Here is a 25,526-nt window from a genome sequence, read left to right as displayed (position 1 = left end):
CTGTAAATTTTTCCTTTTCTTGTTTTAAAGAGTTAATTTCTTCTATAAGCTTGGAATTAGATTCTGCAAGGTGCAATGCGGCTTTTTTCGCTTCATCAAGCTCTTTCGTCAGTCGTTTTGCTAATGCTTTTTGTTCAGACACAGCTGATTGTAAATCTACAACTTGCTTTTGGAGAGTGGCTTCCTGCTGATGAGATTGTTCAATAGATTCTTTTAACTCTTTGATGGTTACTTCTAAATCAGCCTTAGTGGGGTTTGCACGCCTAGCTGAAGTTGACTGTTCCAGTGTCTGTGTTGGTGATTCCTCTACTTCCGAAGTATTTTGTTCAACAATTTCCTCAGCATTAACTTCGATAGCTGATTCACCTTCGGATGGGGTAAATTTTTGTGCTTCTTCTTGCAATAAATCAGATAGACGTTTCTTAACCATTATTTCCTCCAGTCAAGCTGTAATTCATTGGCTACACGGCGATAGTCAGATTCCGCTTCGCGTGCATGTTTTCCTCGCCATTGAGTAATCGGTACACCCTCAAGTGCTGCTCGTTCGTGCGCTTTATAGGCACGAATAAAGGTTTTAAAAGCAGGAATTCCTAATCGCATGAGAGTGTTTTGTGCCTCAACTGCTTCCCCCAAACTCCGCGTATCAACTTTAGTAAGCAGCACCCGGTGAGTAACTCCTACAGGAGTGACAGCTTTTCTGACTGTTTCAACTAGAACAGCTAGATCCATTGCTGCTGGGGGTGTAGGTAAAACTAGATAATCTGCGATCGCTACTACCGTCGCCAATGCTTCAGAGCGCAGCGCCGGAGGCGTATCCACTACTACTAAATCGTAACCTGTTAGCTTTGTTAAATCACTTAAAAGTTTTGGATTGGTTTCTTGAGATAGATCAAATCCCATACCATTCTGATTACGCCCAAACCACCAACTGGCAGATCCTTGAATATCTGCGTCAATCAGAATCACCTTTTGTTCTTGGGCAAAGTTTGCAGCCAGATTGACTGCGGTAGTCGTTTTACCGACGCCTCCTTTACCGTTGAGTATAGCGATGATCTTTGGCACTGCTTACTTCCGACGCTGCCATACAAGAATATACTGCTTTGTGCCTCCAAGGGTTATTTTGCTAACACTTGCTTACAATCGGGAACTAGGGGATGAGGGGGACAAGGGAGACAAGGAAGAAATCACAAATGACGAATGACAAATGACCATTGACTGTCAATCCACAAAAAACTTGTAACAATAAAATCCGAAACTCATAATCTCAGTTGATATGACAGTTACTAACAGCCTACCGGATGGACCAAGAATGTCGCGTTTTCTGCGGCTAATTAAGTTTATTACTCAGCCAGTGAAATATGTCGAAGATTTTGCCAAAATTTATGGCGATCGCTTTACTATTTGGGGTAGCAAAGATACTCATATCATCTACTTCAGCCAACCCCAAGCACTAGAACAGATTTTTACTGCCTATCCTAAGCATTTTGCTTCTGGGACAGGTAATGGGGGTTTAGGATTTTTACTAGGCGACAACTCTTTAATTTTACTGGATGGCGATCGCCATCAGCGCCAGCGTCAATTACTAACTCCTCCCTTTCATGGCGAAAGAATGCGCGCTTACGGTCAAGACATTCGTCAAATAACTGAGCAGATAAGCAATGAATGGAAGATTGGCAAACCTTTCAATATCCGTAGTTCGATGCAAGAAATCACTTTGCGCGTCATTTTACGGGTGGTGTTTGGCTTAGATGAAGGACAGCGTTTTCAAGAACTTCAGCATTTACTATCTTCTCTATTAGATTTCATGGGTACGCCCTTGATGTCCACCGCCTTAATTTTTAACTTCTTACGAAAAGATTTAGGTGCGTGGAGTCCGTGGGGCCGAATTGTGCGCTTAATACAGCAAATTGATCGACTTATTTATGCTTTGATTGCAGAACGACGCACTGAAACTCAGCAACATCGGCAAGATATCCTCAGTTTAATGATGGCTGCTCGTTATGACGATGGGCAACCAATGTCTGATATAGAATTGCGTGATGAATTAATGACATTGTTAGTTGCAGGACATGAAACTACTGCTTCTGCATTAACATGGGCTTTTTACTGGATTGACCAGTTACCCGAAGTGCGTGAAAAGTTGCTGCGAGAACTGGATACTATTAGTATCAACTCAGATCCGAGTAGCATTGCCAAGTTGCCCTATTTGACAGCAGTTTGTCAAGAAACCTTGCGGATTTATCCAATTGTGATGAATGGTGTACCACGGATTGTCAAATCCCCAATTGAAATTACGGGCTACAAAATTCCTGAAGGAAATGTAATTATCCCCGGTATTTACTTAGCGCATCATCGCCCAGAAGTTTATCCAAATCCAAAACAATTCAAACCAGAACGCTTTTTAGAAAGGCAGTTTTCTCCATACGAATATTTACCTTTTGGTGGTGGTAATCGCCGCTGTATCGGTTTAGCATTTGCTCAGTATGAAATGAAAATCGTCTTAGCAACAATTCTGTCGCATTTTCAAGTTTCACTGGTCAACAAGCGTCCTGTAAATCCTGTGCGTCGTGGTTTAACTGTCGCCCCACCCGCAGGAATGCGAATGATTGCAAGACCTCAAGTAAAGCGTGCAAGTACGCCAATAGCAGTTTAAATAAGTAGGGTGGGCAATGCCCACCCATAAACTTTGTAATTTGCTAAGCTACTAATATCTAAATTTTTCACAACGGCTTTAATAAATATTGACTAATTATTTAGGTAGATTATAAATCTCAAAAGTTTTTTATCCGCGATATCTTTATTAATGCAGAATCTCATAAATATTTCATTTTTTCTCAAATTTCTCTTCTTTGAATTATGGCTTCAATAACTTCCTTCTTTATATCAATCATCCTACTGATGAAGGCATCATATTCTTCTTGCGGATAATACGGATTTTTTTGTATAAAAGCCGGATTTGAATTCAAAAAGTCTAAAGCTAAAGCTAAACCAGGTTTATTTTTTTGTATCATTGAATATAGTTCTTTTAATTGAGCAAGGTGTTCAGCTAAAGTCATTTCTGTTGTAGAGGAATAAGTTGTTTCTATTCTACGATTTAAAATATCTTGCAGATGTTCGTATTCCGCAAGCATAGTACTAGTATTATGCCTAATAAATATATGATAACGCTTAATATTTTGACTGTCTTTCTTAGGTAGAAAAGGTATATATCTTGGATTATACTCTATAACAACAACACGAAAGGACTTACCTTTTAGGTTTGGATATTCTGATTCTTCGTATTTAAAATCTATAACTTCAAAGTTTAGTTGGGACGGAAGATATTTTTCGATTTTGTTTTTAAAATCTGTTTTATCATTTAATTGTGACAATCCTTTAGATTCAAAGCTATTATCTTTTTTGTTTTCTTCAACACCAAAGATAATTACACCTCCTAATTTATTAGCCATTCCAAGAATATTTTTGGCTATTTCGTCGTCTGAAACAATTTCACTTTTAAAGTCCAAATCATCATATTCTCCTGTATGATTACGGAGTAATTCACGCAAGCTCTCTCGACTAGGAAACTCAAAAAATTGAGAAAATTCTTCCTTCCAGCTTTTGGATGGCTTTGAGTTTGAAGACATATATGATTTGAATTTTAGGAAATAAATCTCGAGTGAGAATAATTTAGTTTAAACTTAATTTTTTAACTGTCTAATTGCTCACTCATCCGCTGTTCCAACAATTCCAATAACCCATCCACATCTTTACCAACCTGCTCAAAACAAGTCGGTGGTGCTGGTTCTGGTGCAAACTGAATTAACTTAATTTCACCTTTACCAATACCAATCATCACAACTTCTACTTCTGGTTGATGATTCTCGACAATTCCTAATATTTCTTGCAGCCGATTTTCAACTTTACTATTTAATTTCTCTATCTCATCTTTAGGACAATAAACAAAATGCGGCGCTGGTTGCAAATCAATGCCGATAGTACCTTGGCTGTTACCATTTTCTAACCATAATCCCCAAAACAGCGCCGCCAATTCTGGTTGATTTGCTTTCACAAATCTATCCAACTGGCCACGCCACTTACTATCTGCTGATTCCGGCTGAGTACTACCAAAAAACATAAATAATTCGTAATTAAGAGATCAAGAATCAGTAAGACTTATCTCAACCCAGATTGTACACGCCAGAGGCTAGCGTAAATACCATCTTGCTCTAGCAATTGTTCATGGGTTCCAGACTCTACTAGTTTTCCATGTTCCATGACATAAATGCAATTAGCATTGCGGATAGTAGAAAGACGATGAGCGATCGCAATTGTGGTTCTATTGACTGTAATCCGTTCCAGCGATCGCTGAATTGCGGCTTCTGTTTCATTATCTACCGCCGAGGTCGCTTCATCTAAAATCAAAATTGGCGGATTTTTTAACACTGCACGCGCGATCGCAATTCTTTGTCGTTGTCCCCCAGACAGCTTTTGCCCTCGTTCCCCGACGATTGTCTCATACCCTTGGGGCAGGTAAGTAATAAATTCGTGTGCTTCAGCTACCTTAGCTGCTGTGATGATTTCTTGTTCTGTCGCATCAAAGCTGCCGTATGCAATATTCTCAGCGACAGTACCATGAAATAAAAATACATCTTGACTGACTAAACCAATACAGCGGCGTAAATCCCGCAAGTTTAAGTTTTGTAGCTCAATGCCATCCAAAGTAATGCTGCCAGTATGCAATTCGTACAATCGCAACAAAAGTTTGACTAATGTGCTTTTACCGGAACCAGTGGAACCCACAATCGCAATCGTATTACCTGCGGGAATTTGCAAAGACAAATTTTTAACTACTGGTAATCTATCTTTATAAGCAAAAGTCACATTTTTAAATTCCACTTCTCCTCGTACTGTCTCAACAGGTAAGGCGATATTTCCTGGATGAATTGCAATAGGAGTATCCAACAAATCCATGATGCGATTAGTAGAAGCCATTGCCCGTTGATATAAATCGAAGGTATCGCCTAATCTAGTTAAGGGCCAGAGTAAAAGCTGAACTAAGAATACTAATGAACTGTAAGCACCAACAGAAATTCTCCCGGCGACTGCTTCCATACCGCCAAATAGCAGCAATACTGTAAAAGCTGCCAAAATCAGCATCCGAATTAAAGGGATAAAAGCCGCAGAAAGTGCGATCGCTTTGACGTTACTCTGGCGATAGGCGTTACTTTCCACCGCCACCCGCGCCGACTCATAATCTTCGGCGGTGAAACTTTTGATCGTAGTGATCCCGCTCAGATTATTAGATAACCGTCCATTGATTAAACCGACTTTTTCCCGCACATCGGCGTAACGCGGCGCTAGCAATTTCTGAAAAGCTACCGAACCCCAGAGAATAAAAGGTATAGGTATTATTGCCATCCAAGCTATATTGGGAGCCAAAATAAAGAAGCCACCGCCAACTACTACAATAGTTGTGACTACCTGGATGATGTCGTTTGCTCCTACATCCAAAAAGCGCTCTAATTGGTTAACATCATCACTGAGGATGGACATTAAACCGCCAGTGCTACGTTCTTCAAAATAAGCTAACTCCAACTCTTGAAGGTGTTTGTATGCATCCAGACGCAAGTTATGCTGAATATTTTGCGCCAAGTTGCGCCAAATCAACTTGTAGCGATACTCAAAAGTCGATTCTAGTATCCAAGTAATGACGGTGATTAGAGAAAGAATTAAAAATTGCCCGAAGATATCCTTAATTCCTAACTGAGCAATGACCGAATCCTGCTTTTTAACTACCACATCTACGGCAATCCCCACTAATGCCGGTGGTGCTAAGTCAAAAAGTTTATTTAAAATCGAAGCACCAGTTGCTAGCCAAATTTGTTTACGATACTGATGCCCATAATCAAACAGACGCTGAAGGGGATGCACAGGATGTCTACGCTTTCTTGATACCTGATGAGATTTAGATGCTGTAGCCACAGTTAGTCTCAGTCACGTGCAATTGATATTACCACGAGAGGGGATGAGGAAGTGTGGGGAGTGTGGGAGATGAGGGAACGGAGACAAACTGCATTATAAATTGATGATGCCTTTTGAGGCTTTTAGCTCAGTGAGCGAGGCTAGCCTGAAAGTTTGAGCTTGACCACTAACAAATGACCAATGACAAATGACTCTTCAAGCTAACTACGTGTCACCATAATACAGAAGTTGCTTGCGGAGAACAAAGGAGATGAAAACTTGAAAAATCAGCAATTTGCGAATTGGCAAACCACAGTTTTAGGAGTGCTGTTGGCAATACTGGTGAGTATCGGTCTGAATTCGTTTATCATTATTAACCCAGGACAAGCAGGAGTAATAAGTATCTTGGGTAAAGCGAGAGATGGTGCCTTACTGGAGGGTATCCACTTAAAACCACCCTTCATTTCGTTTATAGATGTATATGATTTAACTGTGCAAAAATTTGAAGTACCGGCGGAGAGTTCTACGAAAGATCTACAAAATTTATCTGCAAGATTTGCCATTAACTTTCGCCTCGATCCGACTCAGGTAGTGGAGGTGAGAAGAAAACAAGGTACTTTAGAAAATATTGTCTCGAAAATTATTGCACCGCAAACGCAAGAAGCATTTAAAATTGCAGCTGCCAGAAGAACTGTAGAAGAAGCAATTACCAAACGTAGCGAATTGAAGGAAGACTTTGATAATGCTTTAGGCGATCGCTTAGATAAATATGGGATAATTGTGTTGGATACTAGTGTAGTTGACTTGACTTTTTCCCCAGAATTTGCCAGAGCAGTGGAAGAAAAACAAATCGCTGAACAGCGAGCGCAAAGAGCCGTTTATGTAGCGCGAGAAGCAGAACAGGAAGCACAAGCAGAAATTAATCGTGCTAAAGGTAAGGCAGAGGCTCAAAGGCTCTTGGCAGAAACTCTCAAAGCCCAAGGTGGGCAATTAGTGCTGCAAAAGGAAGCGATCGAAGCTTGGAAAACTGGCGGTGCCCAAATGCCGAACGTTCTAGTTATGGGTAATGACGCAAAAAGCAGCGTACCCTTTATTTTCAATCTAGGTAATACTCAAAATCAGCCCTAATTTGAGTAAATCATCTTAGTATAGTAGGCAATCTCAACTTCAGATCCAAAATAATCACCAAGAACCTCAATAAACTAGATTCATGTCAACTCCTAATCATCCCAATCTCACGGCTGAAGACGCAAGAAAAATTCTCAATAAATTCAACTGTCTCGATATTGCTCCTGTTCTCAAGCCATCAGAAAAAGTTTCAGTTAGGCGGGCATTAATTTTGATCACCAGTCTTACTGATTATCAAATTTTGGGTATTTGTGCTGATACGGCAGAGGAAGGAAAGCTAGCCATGAAAACTTATTCACAGGCTTTGGGCTATGAAGTACCTAGCAATCTACCCGAAATTGATGGTCCGGTTTATATCAAATTAAATGGCAAAAACGGCTTGTGTTATATCGATTCCTATTCAGGACATCATCGTGGAGTATTAGTCTCTTGCCAATCTCACAATCCTGGGGGAATCAACGAAATGTATGGACATTTACCCCTCGATTTATTTATCTAGAATTTGGCAGTTCTAGGTAGGGCAAGTGCCTTACCTACGAACTAAATTTGCATTGACCAATTACTAACTTTTATGAGTATTATTACCCTACAATCAGTTAATAAAGACTTTGGCATCAAAGAAATTTTAAAAGATGCTAACTTTAGCTTAGATGCTACTGATAAAGTTGGTTTAATTGGTACTAACGGTTCTGGTAAATCAACTCTATTAAAAATGATCGCTGGGCTAGAACCAGTTGATAGCGGTCAAATTTTAGTTAACTCTAGTTCTAAAATTATCTATTTGCCCCAGCAGCCAGATTTAGACGAAAATCACACAGTTTTAGAGCAGATTTTTGCCGATAGTGGCGAACACATGGCTTTGGTGCGAGAGTATGAAGAATTGTCTGATAAATTAGCTCACTATCCCGAAGATAGTCAGCTGATGTCTCGCCTTTCAGCAGTAATGCAACGGATGGATGCAAATGGCGCTTGGGAACTAGAAACAAACGCCAAAATTATCCTTACCAAGTTAGGTATTTCTGACTTTAATGCCGTCATCGGTACTTTATCTGGAGGTTATCGCAAGCGGATTGCTCTAGCAACAGCTTTGCTATCAGAACCAGATGTTTTACTTATGGATGAGCCAACAAACCATCTTGATGCTCTTTCTGTGGAGTGGTTGCAAAGTTATTTGAATCGCTATCGTGGTGCATTGTTTTTGATCACCCACGATCGCTACTTTTTAGATCGTGTCACCAATCGGATTATCGAAATCGACCGAGGTGACATTTACAGCTATACAGGTAATTATTCATATTACCTCGAAAAGAAGGCTTTAGCTGAAGAATCTGCTGTCAGTACTCAACGTAAACACCAAGGCGTATTACGGCGAGAATTAGAATGGCTCAAACGCGGCCCCAAAGCCCGTAGTACCAAACAAAAAGCTAGAATTGATCGCGTTCATGCGATGCGAGAAACTGAGTTTAAACAGGCTAACGGTAAAGTAGATATTTCTACAGTTAGTCGGCGGATTGGCAAAAAAGTTATTGCTATCAACAATATTTCTAAAGCATACAATGAGCGTACCTTAATTAAGGATTTTACCTACGAATTTAGTCCAGAAGACCGAATTGGCATTATCGGTGGTAACGGTGCAGGTAAATCCACATTAATGGATATGATTACCGGGCGAGTTCAACCAGATTCGGGTAATGTAGAAATTGGTGCGACAATTCACATCGGTTATTTTGACCAACATTCTGAAGAATTGCTCACAGCTTTGAACGAAAATCAGCGCGTGATTGACTACATCAAAGAAGAAGGCGAATTTGTGCAAATAGCCGACGGTACTAAAATTACTGCTTCGCAAATGCTGGAGCGATTTTTATTTCCTGGTAACCAGCAGTATGCACCAATTCATAAACTATCTGGTGGGGAAAAACGGCGGTTATTCCTGTTGCGCGTACTCATGAGTGCACCCAATGTCCTAATTTTAGATGAACCGACCAATGATTTAGATGTGCAGACATTAGCTGTCTTAGAAGATTATTTAGAAGACTTTTCCGGCTGTGTAATTGTAGTTTCCCACGATCGCTACTTCTTAGACAGAACTATAGACACAATTTTTGCCTTTGAAGAAGGTGGGATTCTCCGCCAATATCCTGGCAATTACTCAGTTTATCTTGACTATAAAAAAGCTGAAGAAGCAGCACAGCAAGAAACTGCTTTCAAAGAAAAGTCCAACAAGGTAGAGGTGGAAAAAATTGCATCTCAACCAAACGATTTAGAAACTAAAAAGCGACGCAGACTCTCAAATTGGGAAAAGCAAGAGTTTGAAAAGTTGGAAGGTAAAATTGCTCAGTTAGAAACAGAGAAAGCAGAAGCAGAAAAAGCTTTATTAAATGTCTCACCAGGGAATTATAGCCAGGTACAAAAATTGTACGAGCAGGTAGAAACGCTGAAGCAAGCTATCGATACGGCGACTGAGAGGTGGTTGGAATTAGCTGAGATGGAGTCTTAAATTACAGCTATTTTCAGGTAAATGAAACATCTTTAGTTTCGCGCAAAGGTGCAAAGAAGAAGACAAGAACTTGTTCTAAAATAGATAATATTAATATATCAAATTTGATATATTAAAGGAATGGATGAAAACGATAAACCTTTAGTCTGGTTACATGGCGAGATTAAAACTCCTCCCTTTAGCTTAGAAGCACGTATAGAGGCAGGTGTATTGCTCAGACGCTTACAGCAAGGTGAAAATCTTGGATTGCCACACTCAAGACCGATGCCCAGTATTGAGACACATTGCCACGAACTGCGGATTCGGGATGCAGATAAAAACTGGCGAATTATTTACCGCATTGATGACGATGCGATTTTGATTCTTGAGGTTTTTAATAAAACAACCAGAACAACACCAAGCAGCGTAATCGACAATAGCAAAAAACGACTTAGTAAGTACGATCAAGACGCACAGGATTAATATTATGGATGAAGCCAAAAGAAAACGTTTAGAAGAAAATGGTTGGAAAGTTGGAACTGTTTCAGAATTTTTAGAACTTACAACAGAGGAAGCTGCACTAATTGAGATTAAACTTGCACTTAGCCGTAATTTAAAAGAGCGACGACAAAAATTAATGACTCAAACAGAATTGGCAGAGAAACTGCACTCAAGCCAGCCTCGGATTGCTAAAGCCGAAAATGGTGATGCTTCCGTTTCCATTGAACTTTTAATTCGGGCAATGTTAGCGACAGGTGCAACCCCTCAAGAAATTGGAAAAGTTATTGCACAGGTAGGGTAGTTTTGATTTAGATAGCTCGATATTGTCACACTTCAAATTATGCGATCTCCTCCTGTGCCATAGCGTCTAATTTCCCATCAGCAATATCTTTCTCTAATTGCTCATCTCATCGCTGGTAGTCGAGATTTGTTTACTTTCTTGTATATAAATGCCAAGTGTAGTACGAATTCTTTTGGCTCGGTCCATATTTGTGAACACTAAATCAGTTGGTGATTTGAACACACCATTAGACAGACCAATTAGATCAGTCGCCGCACCCACCAATTTATCTGTTGAAGGTAATCTAAACACTTGTGATGTCAAGGCATACAACGGGATCAAATATATTTGGGCATTGAGGCGCGACGAGAGTTTTCTTAATTCTTTCGAGGCTTGCTTTTCAACTTCATTGCCAGCCACGCCAGGATTTGCGTAAATATTTGCATACTCAATCAAAGCATAAGCAATATCAGCTATAGTCTTTCTAAACTCCTGGATAGGCTCAATGAGCAGCTTAAGAGCCAGTTGTCCTAAGATAAACACAGTAGCGCCAGAAATAATCGTAAAAAAGATTTCCATTTTCTTGATCTTCGCTGGGTATTTACTAGCTGACTTAAAATAATCTCAATCCCAGTTAACTATGAGAACTGTTTCACCTTAAACAAAATTGGATTTTGCTGAGAATAATCAATGTAGAAGATTTTCCATCTATTGCTTTCTATCTCTCCTTCCGAAGCAGATGGATCAAGCGTTACACCAATTTTATTTGCACAGAATCGATATGCATCTACAAAGCATCTATCAAATTCGTTATACCAGACTCCTGCTACTACTCTGATGCGATTTTTTTCTTGTGCTTCAAGTATAGTATTAATAACTCCTCCTAGTACTCTTGCACCTAAGAATGCTACTAAACCTTGCCACCCTACTGAGTAGTATCCAAACACAGCAAGTCCAATTGATATTATTCCAAAATGCCCAATAGTACTAAATATCACACCTAAATTTACTACTAGATCAATATATTTACTCCTAATCTGCTTATACCGCAGAATCGCTGGTATAACGAAAATACTTATAAAAATTATGGCAGATGAAAAACGCAGTGCGAACAATATAAACGCTAACAAGTAGGCAACAGCTTCAGGTGCTTTATCCATACCTTCAGCTATTTTCAAAACTTTGTGCGGTCGGTACTTTGGATAAAGTCTTGCTAGTAGAGTAAATGCATAATTCATCGGAACGTTTATAGGCATTCCTCCAGGCGTGTAAATGGTCATACTTGTTCACCATGCGAATTGCCAAAGTTTCATATATAGCATTTTTGCAGTCCGGATACCTCTCCTAAAATTTGACAGCAATTTGCTTACTTTTAGTTTTCCCATCAATGACCTCAAACTATCATACCCACCGATTTTTTGATAAAAAACTAGATCTAGCAGTGGAATAAACCAGGAAAATGAATCATAATTAATTGCAAATTGCAGAACCATCCAAGCTAAAACCGTTTGTATGAGATTCACAGAATCCGCACAGGTTAGTGTAATAGGCAAATTGACAATATTAATATAAAAAATTTATCTCTAAATATCTATCCAAAAATTATGCTCAATCTCCCAACTCAATATTTACGCGATCGCGCTATTCAATTTTTAGAACAAACTCCACTACAACGTCTGGAAATTCTCCAGCAATTGGGCATAGCTCGGTATAATTTTTTAACTCAAATGCATCTGAACGAAGCGAATATTATCTGTATAATTCGGTTTTTAAATAATCCCACTCAACTAAAGTTTCCCAATTTAAGCGGCGCAGATTTATCTGGTTTAAATTTAGATGCAGTAAATTTTATTCGCGGTAATTTATCGGACGCTAACCTACAAGGTAGCAGCTTAGTAAATGCAGACCTGTTATTTGCCAATTTCACCAGAGCCAATTTGAGACATGCAGATTTAACAGGTGCAACGTTAAATGAAACTCTTTGGTTAGATGCGCGAGTAGATGAATGTCAATTGGGTATAGGTACTGGCTTATCTCATCAACAACGTAAAGATTTACAACTGCGTGGTGCTAGGTTTAACACTTCAGCAGATGATAATTAAACGTCAAATATTATCAGATTTATGAATAATTCGATTAAATTACCTAAAAGATTGATGCTATTGGGTGCGGGAGAATTGGGCAAGGAGTTTGTAATTGCTGCTCAACGTCTAGGTAATTATGTAATTGCCGTCGATCGCTATCCCAATGCTCCGGCTATGCAAGTTGCTGATTGCTCGGAAGTAATTTCCATGCTGAGTGCTGATGATTTAGAAGCTATCGTTAGCAAGCATCAACCTGATTTAATAGTACCAGAAATTGAAGCTATTAGAACAGCAAAACTTGTGGAATTTGAGCAACGGGGAATTACAGTTATTCCTACTGCTGCGGCAACTAATTACACAATGAATCGGGACAGAATTAGGGACTTAGCCAATCAGGAATTAGCGATCAGAACTGCTAGATATGGTTATGCAACTAGCTTGGAGGAGTTGATAGTAGCCTCTGATTTAATTGGGTTTCCAAATGTGCTGAAACCTGTGATGTCATCCTCGGGAAAAGGTCAGTCTGTAGTGCATAATAAAGATGAAGTTGAGCAGGCTTGGAATTATGCGATCGCTAATTCTCGTGGCGATACTCAAAAGGTAATTGTTGAAGAATTTATTGATTTTGAAATTGAGATTACTTTACTAACAATTAAACAGTGGAATGCACCGACAATTTTCTGTGCTCCTATTGGTCACCGCCAAGAAAGAGGAGATTATCAAGAATCTTGGCAACCAGCAGCAATTTCTGAAGCTAAAATATTAGAATCTCAAATAATTGCTAGAAAAGTTACCGATGCTTTGGGAGGAGCCGGAATTTTTGGTGTTGAGTTTTTTATCACCAAAGATGAAGTAATTTTTTCCGAACTTTCCCCCAGACCCCACGATACAGGCATGGTGACTTTAATCTCACAAAATCTCAATGAGTTTGAACTGCACCTGAGAGCTGTTCTAGGCTTACCCATTCCCAACATAGAACAATTCGGTTCATCAGCTAGTGCTGTAATCTTAGCTTCCGAAGAATCAGATTCTATTGCCTTTACAGGAGTAGCAGAAGCCTTATCGGAAAAAGATGTAGATATCCGGCTATTTGGTAAACCAAGCGCCCATCCTTATCGACGTATGGGAGTAGCTTTGGCTAAAGGTGTAAATGTGCAAGAGGCACGAGAAAAAGCAACGAGAGCAGCCAGTAAAATTAAATTAGTCTCATGAATTCCCTTTAAGACGTTGACAGCGCAATGAGTAAACAGATAAATACTAAACCTAGTAACAACAGCAAAGCCTGATTGCGTTTTATCCAACTTTTCACAGTTAGACCGAAACTTCTTTGAGTAAGCTGCTGTTGTGACTGTAATTTACTCTCTGCAATATTTTGGTAAAGAGTACAATCTTTGGCGTAGGGACGCTGGGGAAAATTGCAAGTATCATCAGCGTGATAGGTGCAACTATCGCACAGATACTCGTCTCCAGTAGCACGGTGCAATGGAATACCAGGATGACCGTAAGCTTTGAGAGTCGTGCGGCAATAAGGACAGGTAATAGCCTGACCATCGACGGCTTGATGGCAGCGGGGACAAGATACAGTAGCCACAACTTAAGCATAAATAAGTAAACAATTTGATTTTAGCTATTTCCCAGGAGAATGTTGAGTTGGGTTTTTTCTCTATCGATACAGACAATTTTTATACTCGATTTTTACATTTTATTTTTAATGTAGGTCAATATATAAATAATTTGGCGACTAGTGAATAGTATCTGTAGGGTGGGCATTGCCCTCCAAAACCTGGATACTACATATTATTTCAAAAATTAAAGATGAGTCCTATATAGCAGAAATAATTTGGCGAATAGAGTTCAAGTGTATGATTATAAGTTTTGCTGCCATAACTCATAATTTATAAGCAAACTTAACCATTCATCAAAGCTATCATTTACTAGTAAATTCTTACCTGTAGCGTCCACTCCTTCAGAGCCTACACTAGTAGCAATTACAGGTAAACCAGCCTCTAACATTTCCAGAGTTTTTAACTTAATACCAGCCCCTTGTAATAAAGGTACAATGCCTACCTCTGCTTTCTCAAAATATGAAGTAGGGTCTTCTACAAATCCTGTAACAATAATCTGCTGGCTGGCTAATGCTAAAACTTTTTTAGAGGGGCTAGCACCAACAATATAAAGTTTAAATTTTGGCTCTTGCTTCTGCAAAGGTATAAAACATTTATTGATAAACGTGAGAATTGCTTCTTCATTTTCTGGTCTATTCATTGCTGCCCAAAATAGCAGACTTTTTTTTTCAATTTTCGCTGGATGACGCTGGACTTGATAAATAAAATTACTAAGTTTAGGAGGTTTAATAAAAATTTTTCTTTCAGGGATGGCAAACAGAGAATTTAGAATATTGCGGTCTTTTTTAGACAATACCCATAGTTCACTGGCAGAAGAGTACAAGGATTTTTCATAATGAAACAACCTAGCTGCTTCTATGCCAAAAAGTAGATTATTCTCTGCTTTTCTTAAAAAAGATTGAAAAATAATATCATGTATACTAATTATAGTTTTAGTTGATTTTAAACTAATTAGTTGTTTTATATAGTCGAGATAAACAGCAGCGTGGGGATATTCAAAATGGATTGCATCATAGTGATTGTTTTGCAGCAAATCTAGTAATTTTTCTAATACTGTATTTTGCCAACGAGTTGCAAACTTAAAAGGGATATAAAAATGAGTTAAACAACTAATAATTTTATCGATTTTTTTAATTGGATAGGTATAAAGACTATTACCAAATAGTGAAACTAAGTCTGTAGCAGCATTGATTTCTATTTGATTCGCAATAACTACAACATCAACATTTACCCCAGTATTAATATAGTTCTCAAGATGCCTCAATGCTATCTTTTGCCCAGCTTGAGGATAGCGTTCTGTGGGAGCATGGGCACAGATAAACAAAATTCTTGACATAAATTAACTACCACTTACCATAATCATCAGAAATGGGGCTTTTGATATATCTATTTAGGAATTTCTTCGCCTTTCTTGCTAAGGGCGGTTTGAGAAAATACCTAGCTGGAATTGCAAATATCTCATGAAAGATCCATATTATATAAGCTTGTATTCTTTGAACTTGGAATTCTCTGCCCAAGTGTAAAGATGCTTTGTTACTAACTAACCAAGATTCTCTAATTAATCTGGCTCTATCCCAGGGTTTAGTAGAAGAACTCATTCCATTAAGCGAATAAGCAGCCAGAGGAATATTAACAAAATGAAACTTGAAATTAGATAAATATAAACGCAAAATTAAGTCATAATCTGCTGTAATTTTATATTGCAAGTCATAGATACCCACTGTGTTATAAGCTGTTTTCTTAATAAAACAACTTGGATGATTTAATGTAAACCTAATGGGTAATTTATTTAAACTTCCAGGAAGAAAGGTAGCAATATACTTTCCAGAAAAATAATTATCTACAGGCGCATAAATTATATCAATATCTGGATTTTTACTAAATTCAGTTTCTACTATTTTAATCGCATTTTCATGATACCAGTCATCAGAGTTAATAATGCCGATAATGTCGCCTGTGGCATGGCTAATTCCTTTATTCATGGCATCATAAGGTCCGGCGTCAGGCTCAGAAATAAATAAATCTATCTGCTCTAAATATCTTTTGATTATTTCACAGGTGCTATCTGTGGAACCACCATCAATTATGATATATTCTATCGATGAATTATTTTTTTGAGAAATCACACTCAGTAAGGTTTTTTCAATAGTTGTTTCAGAATTAAAACTGGGAGTGATTACAGTGATTTTCATCTCAATATCCAAGTCTATTGAATAATGCTATTCTATTTTGTTTTTCACGATCAATAGACATGGCTAAAATACTGATAAAAAGCAATGGTGCAATTCCTTGGAGTCCAGTATGCAAGAATAAACAGAAAAATAGGTAGGAAAAAATAAACTTGAAATTCTCTTGAGTGCAGTAGCCACTAACTACTCTTAAAAAGATATAGAAGTAAAGGATACCCAGAGGAATACCAGTATATGCAATTACCTCCAGAAAAGAGTTATGGATAATCGCACCAATTGGTCTGAATACAGATTCGTAGTTTTCACCATAGCCTTTTAATGCTAAATCTAAATTGTTAGCGTAAGAATTAATTAAAAATCGATTAGCTTCAAATCTAAATAAGTTGGATTGGTCGTTAAAAGAAAAAAGGCGACTTACACCTGTATCATAAGCAAATCCAACTTCGACTCTATTTAAAAAAAACTCTCCTACAAACAAACCAAATAGATTTGCAAGGATAAAGATGATAGAGATATTGATTTTATTAGCTATTCTAAATAATGGTTTTTCTAAAAAAGTTAAAATAAAGAAGATACATAAACTGATAAAATAATTACGGCTAGCAAATAAAACTGTAGACACTAAACCTAAAATAATACCGGGTTTAAATTTAATTTTTATACATAGAAAAAAGAAAATCAGCATGAATAAGCCGGAGACATTAGGATCGCCATTGCTTAAAGCGATTCTTTGGCTACCATCAAACTCTAATCTTCGATAAACGATCATTTGGTAAATCATAGCAATAGTAGCGCACCAACATAAGCCAATTAAATAGCTGCGTTTGATCCAAATTTGGGGACTACCACTAAAACAGATGGCAATTAGGCAGATGGGTAAACTATATCGAAATAGCTGATATGTAGAAAAATTCAGAAACGTCACTACTAAGACAAGGCAGACAGCTAAAATATCGATAATTAGTAATTTATTTCTGTAATAACAGAGTTGGAGAATTAAAATAACTGTCAGCAAAGGTAGGCAAACCTTAGCGTATGGCAGTTTTAGTTCATAGGGAATAAGATATAACACTGCTATGCTATAAAAAATCAAGCTGTAGAAAAAATAGTTTATTTCTGTCTTGGTTGTGTTGGTGTTCTCTAGCATTTGATTTTAATAGTTGATGCTGGAAATAAATATTGAGGAAGCAGAGTATACAGAGTTTGTTATTGATACATCTGTGAGTTTAGGACTTATTTTTAATATGTTGCTTACTAAGCATCTTACTAAACAGATGAGAGTAGCGTCGTGCTTGCAAATCTTGTGAAAATTCTTGTTCGGCTTTTTCACGGGCGCGTTGTCTGAGGCGTTGTAGGCGATCGCAATCTGATAAAATCCAAGCAATACCATGTGCCAAGCTTTCTACCTCAAAAGGTTGCGCCAGATAGCCATTTTGCTGGTGTTCAATCATATCGCACATCCCGCCAATGTTGAAGGCGACGCAAGGAGTAGCGCAACTTAGCGCTTCCATGACGGTGTTGGGCAAATTATCTTGCACGGATGGAGCGACAAAAATATCTCCGGCTGCATACACTAACGCCAAAGTTATATCATCGTTGAGGTTGCCTAAGTAATGCAACTTAAAGCCCAAATTTTTCTGTTCATCGGGTGGGGAGGAACCAAAGACAACTAGTTCAATCTTGTCTTTATATCCAGCTTGTTCTAAACTTTGCAATGCTGATAATAGGAAGTTAAAACCTTTTCTGGGGTGATTAGTTGAGGCTGCACCAAATATTAGTAGTTGCTTATCTTCTGGGAGATTTAGCCATTCTCGCGCTATCTTTTTTTCTATCGGTTTGTACCTTTGAATATCCAAACCGTTGGGGATAACTTCTATGCGAAAGTTCTGCAACAGAGAACTTTTTTTAGCGCAATCAGCCAACCAAATACTCGGTGTGACAATTGTACAATTCATCTGCTTCCATGCTTTAGCTTTGCGTTGCCAGATCCACCGCGATAAATCCTGCTGTTTTTGACTTTGAAGTTGTACACAAGCACCACAGGATTTGAGGTAGCGATCGCAATCCAAACTATAATAGCAGCCACCTGTAAACATCCACATATCATGCAATGTCCAAACCAACGGCTGAGTAAATTTGGCAACAGACTCAATTTGTAGATAACCGCAAGCCCAGTGGATATTAATGATATCTGGAGATAGTGGTTTTATTTTAGATTGAATTAAATCAGGAAACCATTGGGGCGAAAATTTTCCAGAAGTATCACCTGCATACAAATTTAGTGGTAAATTATCTAAAGTTGGTCGCATCTGATTCAGCCATTTTTCTGGCTTATTTTGCGCACCAATCACTGTGCGATCGCTGCTAGTTTTATACTGTACTAACATTTGGGAATCTATATCGATTTTTCTTAGTCCTTGGTGGAGACGAAACGCCGCACGCGCCGCGCCTCCAGTGATATCAAAAGTACTAAGAAGTAGAGATTTCATTTAAATTACACCTTTTTGGAGCAGAAAACGTAGCTATCAAATATGCCATTTTTCCTATCAAGATAATTAGAAAAATCTACTTTTGTTTCAAAACCGATATTTTTTAGTAAATCAAAAATATCAATGCCAAATGTTCGATATGCCAGAATTTTTCCGCGAATTTTGTCTCCATGATATTCTGGCGGTAGGAGATGAATATCTTCTTCCCCAGAAGTATCAACACGAACAATAGTTTGCCTATCAAAATTACAAGGAACTGTAAAAATATGGTAACCACCAAATTTTAAAACGCGGTGTATTTCTCGTAACCCCTGTTCATGATTTCTGACATGTTCAAATACATCTTCAGTGATGACAATATCAAATGTTTCGTCTGCGAAAGTTAAATTTTTTAAATCTTGGCAAAATACCCCAGGACGTATCTCAGAGCCAGGTTTAAGTTCGGGAGAAAAAGTAGAACAAGTATATATTTCTTGCTGATGTAATACTTGATAGAATGCATCATCGACATCGGCATTGTAAATCTTTAAAGCCTGGGTTTTAGGAATTTCACCTATTACAGATACAGTTTTAACAACTTCATGAATAATGATTTTAGCAACGTGCCTTTTGCGTGATGAACTCCGGCAAAAAGGGCAATACATATTATTACGAACTGCTTGAACATCAATACAGAGAAAAGCAGTAAGGTTACCACATATATTACATTTACCAAATTGGTGATTGTCTAAGTTTTGGAGAACTCTGGGAACTACATTGATAAGTTTCATCTCGCTACCGTTGTTAGTAGATGCAACAATCTATTGACCTTTGAGATAATTATTTTTGTCTCATACACTGCCAATAAGAATACAAGAGTTTGGTTTAAGTAAAATTTCCAAAATCTGTGAATTAAGAGTTAACTTGCCTTAAGAATGTATTCACAATTGTGAGCAAGACAATTTTTAAATCTTTCCACAAAGACCAATTTTTTAAATACTGCTGTTCAGTATTAAATTTATCTGCTAGCGATAAGCCGAATTGATTTTTTACTTGCCATATTCCTGTAATACCTGGCAAAGCGTTCAATAACTGCTGCTGTTGTGGGCTGATATTGATAGTTTCGTACAATGTCTGAGGATATCGTCCAACAAAACTCATGTTACCTTGAAGGATGTTGAACAACTGGGGCAATTTATCTAAGTTGTACTTTAGCATCCAACTCCCCCAGGCTGGGCTGCGAAAGTTATAAATGTAAAATAGTTTGCCTCGTCTGCCTACGCAGCATTGCTTAGTTATAACTGATTCTGGTGAACTGATGCAAATTAGCGCAGCCAGCATTAAAAAAAGCGGACTGAGTATTATTAATAGAGTAGCAGCGATCGCCCAGTCAAGCGATCGCTTTAACCACCAGCGAATTGGAGTAGAGTATTCGGGTAGTTGTCGGTATCGTGGTATCCGCAAGAATATTCTTTTCCCAAAACGGTTACATAGGTTCGCCCAAGTTTTCAGCCTTAACTCATCAAAAGCTGTATCTATGCGCACCAAAGCAGCCGGAGAGTACTGCAACCACTCAGCTAAAAATTGCTCGTTACGATAAGACAGCAAATGAATATCTTCTAGTTTCTCAGCCTGTCTTACTAGCAGTTGTCCTTGACGAAGTTTGACTTTGTAGCCAGGGCCAATATTCCCGACACTAGATTGAGTAGCGTATTCTTTAAAGCCAGTAACTTGATAATTCCAATTCACCTGTGCTAAAAATTGCTTCTTGCCAAACAACCGCTTATCCAAGTCAGGTGTAGCAGTCGCAGATGTTGACTTGTGTGAATCAGCCATATTTTGCAGAGTAATATTTTTATCACCTATGTATGCAGGCTATTTGCAAGGTTATCTGCTAAAGCTGATGATTGCATAGACGTTGCTATCCCAATCACAGTTGGATAGATACCCAATAATCTTAAACAATCGAATATCTGCATCAGTTAAATCAAACCTGGCTGAAATACGGTGTATCCTGTTTAATTCAATACTTATAATCGCAATAAAGAATCAATTTGGAGTTCGGAAACCAAGGTTATATATTCTGTTGTATTTTAAACATGCTCAACAGCCTCAGCAGATATCTTTACATCGATCACAACTGATTAGTAATAGCTATAACTTCTTTAAGGTAAAGATAAGAACCATTAATCAGCATTTTACTAACTCCATTGCTTGACATAACACAACATGACTCAAAATTCTAGTTATATTACTCCAGAGATTCTTAGGTATATTAATCAAGCCTCATTGGTATATAACTTTAAGCAAGCAATTTCTAAAATCTGCTTTTTACTTGCTCAATAAATTCCCGATGGAATTATAACTTTGATTATACAGGAAAGTTAACTTATTAACTGGGTACTTATGTGTATCTTCTCAAAAAACTTGATTTTACATATACTATTTTGGATTTAAAATTTGAGATTTGGGATTGGAAATAGCTTGCTATATCTAGGTTTGGTCAATCCAGCCGTTGCAATTATTTTTAAGATTGATATTAATTTGTGGGCTAAAAATTTAGATAAATCAATATTTAGTTAGTAAAATAAAATACATCAAAATATTTGATATCAGCAGTTAAATCTAAACTTTTTCGGTTAGTCAACAGGATTTTCAACAATATAATTGCTAAAAAATTGTATAAAAAAATATAATAACACTTAGGTTATAAAGTAGTAAATTAGTGAGATGATAGTAAAATTTAGTAGAAAAAGTTGACTCGGTAAAGGCTCTTATTCTAGTCTCGAGCTTCTTAGTTGAATAAAATTAATACTGCAATGAGGAAAATTGTGATTATCTGACATAATAGGTTAACAAAGTTGCGTGAATATCCTTAGTGTGCTGTATGGCTGACTATATACAAATAGCAAATTAACTCAGTAATTAGACGTTGAATTTGGCTACAAAGATGTTATTAATTTAACTCTATGGTTCGTGAAAACCATAAATAATTGTAGGTATCAATTTTTAACAGCTTTAGTTAATTGGTTGTAGATAGCAGCGTCATCGCCTTTACACACAGAGGAGTGTTTATGAGGGTGCGTAGATAATGACATCGATCAACGAGCTTTCTTTTATCATTGTTTCGTGGAACTCGGCTCAGACTTTAAGAGGTGCAATTGAGTCATGCTTGAGCACAATTCACCAATACTATCCACGTACAGGCAGAATCGTAGTTTATGACAATGCCTCTGTTGATACCTGCCCTCAAATTCTTGATGAATTTACCAGAAAATATCCCAATACGTTTATCGGCATCAAAGGTAAGCAAAACTTGGGTTTCGCTACAGGTAATAATCGGGCAGTTGTAGCTTCCCCCAGTAGAATGTATGTTTTGGTGAATCCAGATGTAACATTTAAGCCTGAGGTAATTACCAAGTTAGCTACAACATTAAATTCAGATCGAGATATTGCGATCGTTTGCCCCAAGCTAGTTTATCTAGATCGTTCAGTACAACCTTCAATTCGCAGATTTCCGACTTTTACTTACTTATTGCTCAAGCAGTTATTAGGTGAAACGCTGCAAACTTTATTACATCCCTTTGACTACTACTACGAGCAGATGCCTCCTCCTCAAAAAGCGGTTGAGGTCAACTGGGCAATAGGAGCTTTTATGATGATATCGGGAGAATATATTGCACGGTATGGTTTATTTGATGAACGTTTTTTCTTATACTTTGAAGATGTAAGTTTATGTTTAGATGCTTGGCAAAACGGTTATCGAGTTTTATTTCAACCTGAAGCATCTGCACTACATCTTTATCAACGCTCGAGTACCAGTTCTCTATTTAACTACCTGCGGCTAGTACATATAGTTTCAGCCCTGAAATTTTTTATCAAATATAGACCTTATCAAAAAAGATGGCAGTTGGTACTCTGGCTGCTACAGATGAATTCTCAAGTAAAAAATTCTCTGCGGTTACTAACCTCAGTGATATCTCGAAGGTTGCAAAAAAATATTGTGTCTATCCGGCGACCGATTTAATCAGTACTACCAGCAACCTAAAATTATTTATGCAAATTCCGCTACCAAAAGTTATCCGCAGAATCCTCTTAAAAACCAAATTTTGGCAAGAAAACTACCTAATTATCAAGTTGTTTCAGCCCTTGCAGGGAATTGCCACTATAGCAATATTACTCACCTTGATAGGTGCATTTCTTGAGGCAACTGGGATTGGTTTGGTGGCATTTTTATTACAATGTTTAACAAATACTAATCAGCCACCGCTACAAACAGGAATTGGTTGGTTAGATATCTGGTTTTTGGGGACGAAGGCGACTGTAGCTGAGCGGATATATCGCATATCTGGCTTGATTTTAATTAATGTTTGGGCACGTGCTATCTTCACTTACTTGGGGCGTTATTGTGCAAAATACTGTGAAGTAAGTTTAATAGATAGTCTGCGGAAACGGATTTTTGAGCAGTTTCAACATCTCAGCTTAAGCTACTACACACAGAAGCGTTCTGGAGAACTATTTCACACCTTCTCTACTGAGGTAAGTGAAATTAGCTACGCTTTTAATGAGGTGATTAATTTTGTTAGCAAAAGCTGCATTATTTTGGCATATACTATTGCCATGTTTGTAATTTCTTGGCAACTGACCCTAGCCACAGTTATTCTATTTAGCTTACTAGCAGCAGGAGCTTCAAATTTGATCCGGCGAGTTCGCGCAGCTAGTGTAGAAATGACAACTGCTGCCAGTGAGTTAGCATCCACTGCTATAGAATTTGTTGGCGGCGTGCGCACTGTACAAGCATTTTGGACTCAAGATTTTGAACGTAGACGTTTTTATAAAGTAGCTGGGCAGGTTGTTAAAGCTTGGATGAAAACTAACTCAATTAGTGGAGTTGTTCAACCATTAATTGAGGCGATCGCAACAACAATTTTAATTGCGATGATTTTGGTGGCAGTCACCACCCTCGTAGCCAGTGGTAGACTTCATGTAGTCTTGTTACTAGCTTTTTTGTTTGCCCTGTTCCGCCTGCTACCAATCATTGCCCATATGAACAGTTCGTGGGGCTTAATTGCTACTTATTACGGTTCAATGAGAAATGTCCACGAACTGTTAAGAACTGATAATAAAACTTACCTGCAAGATGGAGAAATTGAGTTTTCTGGATTAAAGCGATCGCTCGAATTTATCTGTGTGGATTTTAGCTACGACGATCGCAAGTTAGTCTTAGAGGATATCACGCTGACCATCGAACGCAATCAGATGGTGGCATTGGTGGGGGCTTCTGGTTCAGGGAAGACCACCCTAGCAGACTTGCTGATGCGCTTCTACGATCCGACAGCAGGCAAAATTTTAGTTGATGGTATGGACTTGCGGCAATTTCAGCTAAAATCACTGCGATCGCGCATGGCGGTAGTTAGCCAAGATACGTTTATTTTCAATACAACCGTACACAACAATATTGCCTATGGCTTAGAAGGAGTGGACGATGCAGTAATTGAGAAAGCAGCCATACAAGCCAATGCGCTGGAATTTATTTTAGAGTTACCGCAAGGATTTAATACAAAACTAGGCGATCGCGGAGTTCGTTTATCTGGGGGACAACGCCAACGCATTGCCATAGCCCGCGCCTTGTTACGCAACCCAGAAATTTTGATTCTCGATGAAGCCACCAGCGCCCTCGACTCTGTTTCCGAACGCTTAATTCAGGATTCACTCGAAAAGCTAGCCGTAGGTAGAACAGTAATTGCGATCGCCCATCGGCTATCTACTATTTTTAGGGCAGACAAAATTATCGTACTCGAACAAGGACACATCGTAGAACAGGGAGGATACCAAGAACTTTTGCAACAGCGTGGTAAGTTCTGGCAATATCACCAAATGCAGTATCAGTTAGGTGAAATTAGCCCTAATTAAAAATCTAATTAAGTCATTAGTAGGGTGGGTAATGCCCACCAATTTGCCCACCACCTGTTAAAAATTCTTGTGATTTCATCTCAAAATTAACCATTTATACAAATCACATTGATCAAAATGCAATCATAGATAAATTATCTGAAATTGCAAATATTTTTAACTCATATTTCAAGAAATCTAATGTTCTCATGAATCAAATAGATTTGAAAATGTGGTTATGAACACGGCTGTTGCCTTAATCATATTTAATAAACCAGATACCACAGCAAAAGTGTTTGAGGTAATTCGTCAGGTCAAACCTCCTAAACTATTAGTCATTGCTGATGGTCCTCGTCCACATCATCCAGAAGATATCGAAAAGTGTGCTGCTGCCAATAAAATTTTGGAGAGAATTGATTGGAATTGTCAAGTAATTATAAAATCTTCTCATATCAATCTTGGCTGTAAACAGCGGATAGCAACTGGTCTTGATTGGGTATTTCAGCAAGTAGAAGAAGCAATTATTTTAGAAGATGATTGTTTACCGCATCCGACATTTTTTGAATATTGTGAGGAATTATTAGATAAGTATCGCCACGACCAACGTGTCATGACAATCTCCGGCAATAATTTTCAGTTTGGTCGCCGACGTACTGAGGATAGCTATTACTTTTCTCGCTATCCACTAATTTGGGGTTGGGCAACTTGGCGGCGAGCATGGCAACAGTATGATTTAGAAATGAAGCAGTGGATAGCCATCAGAGATGGTAACTGGCTACAAGATATACTTGATGATTCCGTCGCCGTTCGCTACTGGACGAGAATTTTTCAAAATTGTTATCTAGGCAAAATTGATTCCTGGGCTTTTTCCTGGACGCTGACATCTTGGCTGCAAAATGGTTTAACTATTCTGCCAAATGTCAATTTAGTTTCTAAC

The 25,526-nt window shown here is 38.1% G+C and carries 24 protein-coding genes and 1 pseudogene; 11 read left to right on the top strand and 14 right to left on the bottom strand.

The features are described from left to right. Both BV372_RS33735 and BV372_RS33730 read right to left on the bottom strand, forming a co-directional pair. Positions 1-430, bottom strand: a pseudogene (locus tag BV372_RS33735) (hypothetical protein); the annotation flags it as partial. Continuing rightward, positions 430-1,062: a ParA family protein gene (locus BV372_RS33730; protein WP_086691718.1), complete on the bottom strand. Its 633-nt coding sequence runs from the start codon at positions 1,060-1,062 to the stop codon at positions 430-432. The gene BV372_RS33730 and the pseudogene BV372_RS33735, both read right to left, overlap by 1 nt. A gap of 211 nt (positions 1,063-1,273) precedes the next feature. Between BV372_RS33730 and BV372_RS33725 the strand changes: the two genes are divergently transcribed. Then, complete coding sequence (locus BV372_RS33725) at positions 1,274-2,653, top strand: cytochrome P450 (RefSeq protein WP_086691716.1); 1,380 nt, start codon at positions 1,274-1,276, stop codon at positions 2,651-2,653. A 181-nt stretch (positions 2,654-2,834) separates the two neighbouring features. On the opposite strand, the gene BV372_RS33720 is transcribed toward BV372_RS33725, so the two are convergent. The 3 genes from BV372_RS33720 to BV372_RS33710 form a co-directional block, all read right to left on the bottom strand. Then, positions 2,835-3,626: a helix-turn-helix domain-containing protein gene (locus tag BV372_RS33720; RefSeq protein ID WP_086691714.1), complete on the bottom strand. Its 792-nt coding sequence runs from the start codon at positions 3,624-3,626 to the stop codon at positions 2,835-2,837. Between the two features lie 62 nt (positions 3,627-3,688). Beyond that, positions 3,689-4,117: a hypothetical protein gene (locus BV372_RS33715; RefSeq protein ID WP_086691712.1), complete on the bottom strand. Its 429-nt coding sequence runs from the start codon at positions 4,115-4,117 to the stop codon at positions 3,689-3,691. Between the two features lie 38 nt (positions 4,118-4,155). Further along, positions 4,156-5,964: an ABC transporter ATP-binding protein gene (locus BV372_RS33710; protein ID WP_086691710.1), complete on the bottom strand. Its 1,809-nt coding sequence runs from the start codon at positions 5,962-5,964 to the stop codon at positions 4,156-4,158. A gap of 258 nt (positions 5,965-6,222) precedes the next feature. Between BV372_RS33710 and BV372_RS33705 the strand changes: the two genes are divergently transcribed. The 5 genes from BV372_RS33705 (at position 6,223) to BV372_RS33685 (ending at position 10,352) form a co-directional block, all read left to right on the top strand. Then, a complete protein-coding gene (locus BV372_RS33705; RefSeq protein WP_179198329.1) occupies positions 6,223-7,071 on the top strand; it encodes a prohibitin family protein in 849 nt (282 codons plus the stop codon). 82 nt (positions 7,072-7,153) lie between these two features. Beyond that, positions 7,154-7,570: a DUF1824 family protein gene (locus BV372_RS33700; protein WP_086691706.1), complete on the top strand. Its 417-nt coding sequence runs from the start codon at positions 7,154-7,156 to the stop codon at positions 7,568-7,570. A 72-nt stretch (positions 7,571-7,642) separates the two neighbouring features. Beyond that, positions 7,643-9,571, top strand: a complete 1,929-nt coding sequence (locus BV372_RS33695; protein ID WP_086691704.1) for an ABC-F family ATP-binding cassette domain-containing protein — start codon at positions 7,643-7,645, stop codon at positions 9,569-9,571. A gap of 120 nt (positions 9,572-9,691) precedes the next feature. Then, positions 9,692-10,033 carry a type II toxin-antitoxin system RelE/ParE family toxin gene (locus BV372_RS33690; protein ID WP_086691702.1) on the top strand — a complete coding sequence of 114 codons (342 nt, stop codon included), beginning with the start codon at positions 9,692-9,694 and terminating at the stop codon, positions 10,031-10,033. A gap of 4 nt (positions 10,034-10,037) precedes the next feature. Further along, positions 10,038-10,352 carry a helix-turn-helix transcriptional regulator gene (locus BV372_RS33685; protein ID WP_086691700.1) on the top strand — a complete coding sequence of 105 codons (315 nt, stop codon included), beginning with the start codon at positions 10,038-10,040 and terminating at the stop codon, positions 10,350-10,352. Positions 10,353-10,445: 93 nt separating this feature from the next. On the opposite strand, the gene BV372_RS36955 is transcribed toward BV372_RS33685, so the two are convergent. Both BV372_RS36955 and BV372_RS33675 read right to left on the bottom strand, forming a co-directional pair. Next, positions 10,446-10,910 (bottom strand): hypothetical protein, encoded by a 465-nt coding sequence (locus BV372_RS36955; RefSeq protein WP_086691698.1) that lies wholly within the window; start codon positions 10,908-10,910, stop codon positions 10,446-10,448. Positions 10,911-10,969: 59 nt separating this feature from the next. Further along, positions 10,970-11,611, bottom strand: coding sequence for a hypothetical protein (locus BV372_RS33675; protein ID WP_086691696.1), 642 nt, complete (start codon positions 11,609-11,611; stop codon positions 10,970-10,972). A 324-nt stretch (positions 11,612-11,935) separates the two neighbouring features. On the opposite strand from BV372_RS33675, the gene BV372_RS33665 reads away from it, so the two are divergent. Together BV372_RS33665 and purT are read left to right on the top strand one after the other, a co-directional pair. Next, entirely contained in the window at positions 11,936-12,433 is a 498-nt protein-coding gene (locus tag BV372_RS33665) for a pentapeptide repeat-containing protein (RefSeq protein WP_086691692.1), read from the top strand. A gap of 21 nt (positions 12,434-12,454) precedes the next feature. Further along, positions 12,455-13,627: a formate-dependent phosphoribosylglycinamide formyltransferase gene (gene purT, locus BV372_RS33660; RefSeq protein ID WP_086691690.1), complete on the top strand. Its 1,173-nt coding sequence runs from the start codon at positions 12,455-12,457 to the stop codon at positions 13,625-13,627. A gap of 7 nt (positions 13,628-13,634) precedes the next feature. Here the strand turns inward: purT and BV372_RS33655 are convergent, their stop codons facing one another. The 7 genes from BV372_RS33655 to hepC form a co-directional block, all read right to left on the bottom strand. Then, a complete protein-coding gene (locus BV372_RS33655; RefSeq protein ID WP_086691689.1) occupies positions 13,635-14,006 on the bottom strand; it encodes a zinc ribbon domain-containing protein in 372 nt (123 codons plus the stop codon). A gap of 275 nt (positions 14,007-14,281) precedes the next feature. Continuing rightward, positions 14,282-15,304, bottom strand: coding sequence for a glycosyltransferase (locus BV372_RS33650; RefSeq protein ID WP_256973617.1), 1,023 nt, complete (start codon positions 15,302-15,304; stop codon positions 14,282-14,284). Positions 15,305-15,383: 79 nt separating this feature from the next. After that, positions 15,384-16,232, bottom strand: a complete 849-nt coding sequence (locus tag BV372_RS33645; RefSeq protein WP_086691685.1) for a glycosyltransferase family 2 protein — start codon at positions 16,230-16,232, stop codon at positions 15,384-15,386. A gap of 1 nt (position 16,233) precedes the next feature. Next, the gene (locus BV372_RS33640; RefSeq protein WP_086691684.1) at positions 16,234-17,376 is read right to left on the bottom strand and encodes a hypothetical protein; all 1,143 of its coding nucleotides are present in this window, start codon (positions 17,374-17,376) and stop codon (positions 16,234-16,236) included. Positions 17,377-17,455: 79 nt separating this feature from the next. After that, on the bottom strand, positions 17,456-18,718 hold the full coding sequence (locus BV372_RS33635; RefSeq protein WP_086691682.1) for a glycosyltransferase family 4 protein: 1,263 nt from the start codon (positions 18,716-18,718) through the stop codon (positions 17,456-17,458). 5 nt (positions 18,719-18,723) lie between these two features. Continuing rightward, positions 18,724-19,488, bottom strand: a complete 765-nt coding sequence (locus BV372_RS33630) for a class I SAM-dependent methyltransferase (protein WP_086691680.1) — start codon at positions 19,486-19,488, stop codon at positions 18,724-18,726. Positions 19,489-19,609: 121 nt separating this feature from the next. Beyond that, positions 19,610-20,533 carry a heterocyst development glycosyltransferase HepC gene (gene hepC, locus BV372_RS33625; protein ID WP_086691678.1) on the bottom strand — a complete coding sequence of 308 codons (924 nt, stop codon included), beginning with the start codon at positions 20,531-20,533 and terminating at the stop codon, positions 19,610-19,612. Between the two features lie 1,255 nt (positions 20,534-21,788). Between hepC and BV372_RS33620 the strand changes: the two genes are divergently transcribed. The 3 genes from BV372_RS33620 to BV372_RS33610 all read left to right on the top strand — a co-directional run. Next, complete coding sequence (locus BV372_RS33620; protein ID WP_086691675.1) at positions 21,789-22,724, top strand: glycosyltransferase; 936 nt, start codon at positions 21,789-21,791, stop codon at positions 22,722-22,724. 29 nt (positions 22,725-22,753) lie between these two features. Then, positions 22,754-24,610, top strand: a complete 1,857-nt coding sequence (gene hepA / locus BV372_RS33615; RefSeq protein WP_086691674.1) for a heterocyst formation ABC transporter subunit HepA — start codon at positions 22,754-22,756, stop codon at positions 24,608-24,610. Positions 24,611-24,827: 217 nt separating this feature from the next. Beyond that, the coding region (locus tag BV372_RS33610) for a hemolytic protein HlpA-like protein (protein WP_086691672.1) at positions 24,828-25,526 on the top strand (699 nt) is incomplete at its 3' end.

The sequence above is a fragment of the Nostoc sp. T09 genome (genome assembly GCF_002154695.1).
Taxonomy (GTDB): domain Bacteria; phylum Cyanobacteriota; class Cyanobacteriia; order Cyanobacteriales; family Nostocaceae; genus Aulosira.
Note: the sequence above shows the minus strand (reverse complement) of the source record. Positions and strands in the feature narration are given on the sequence as shown.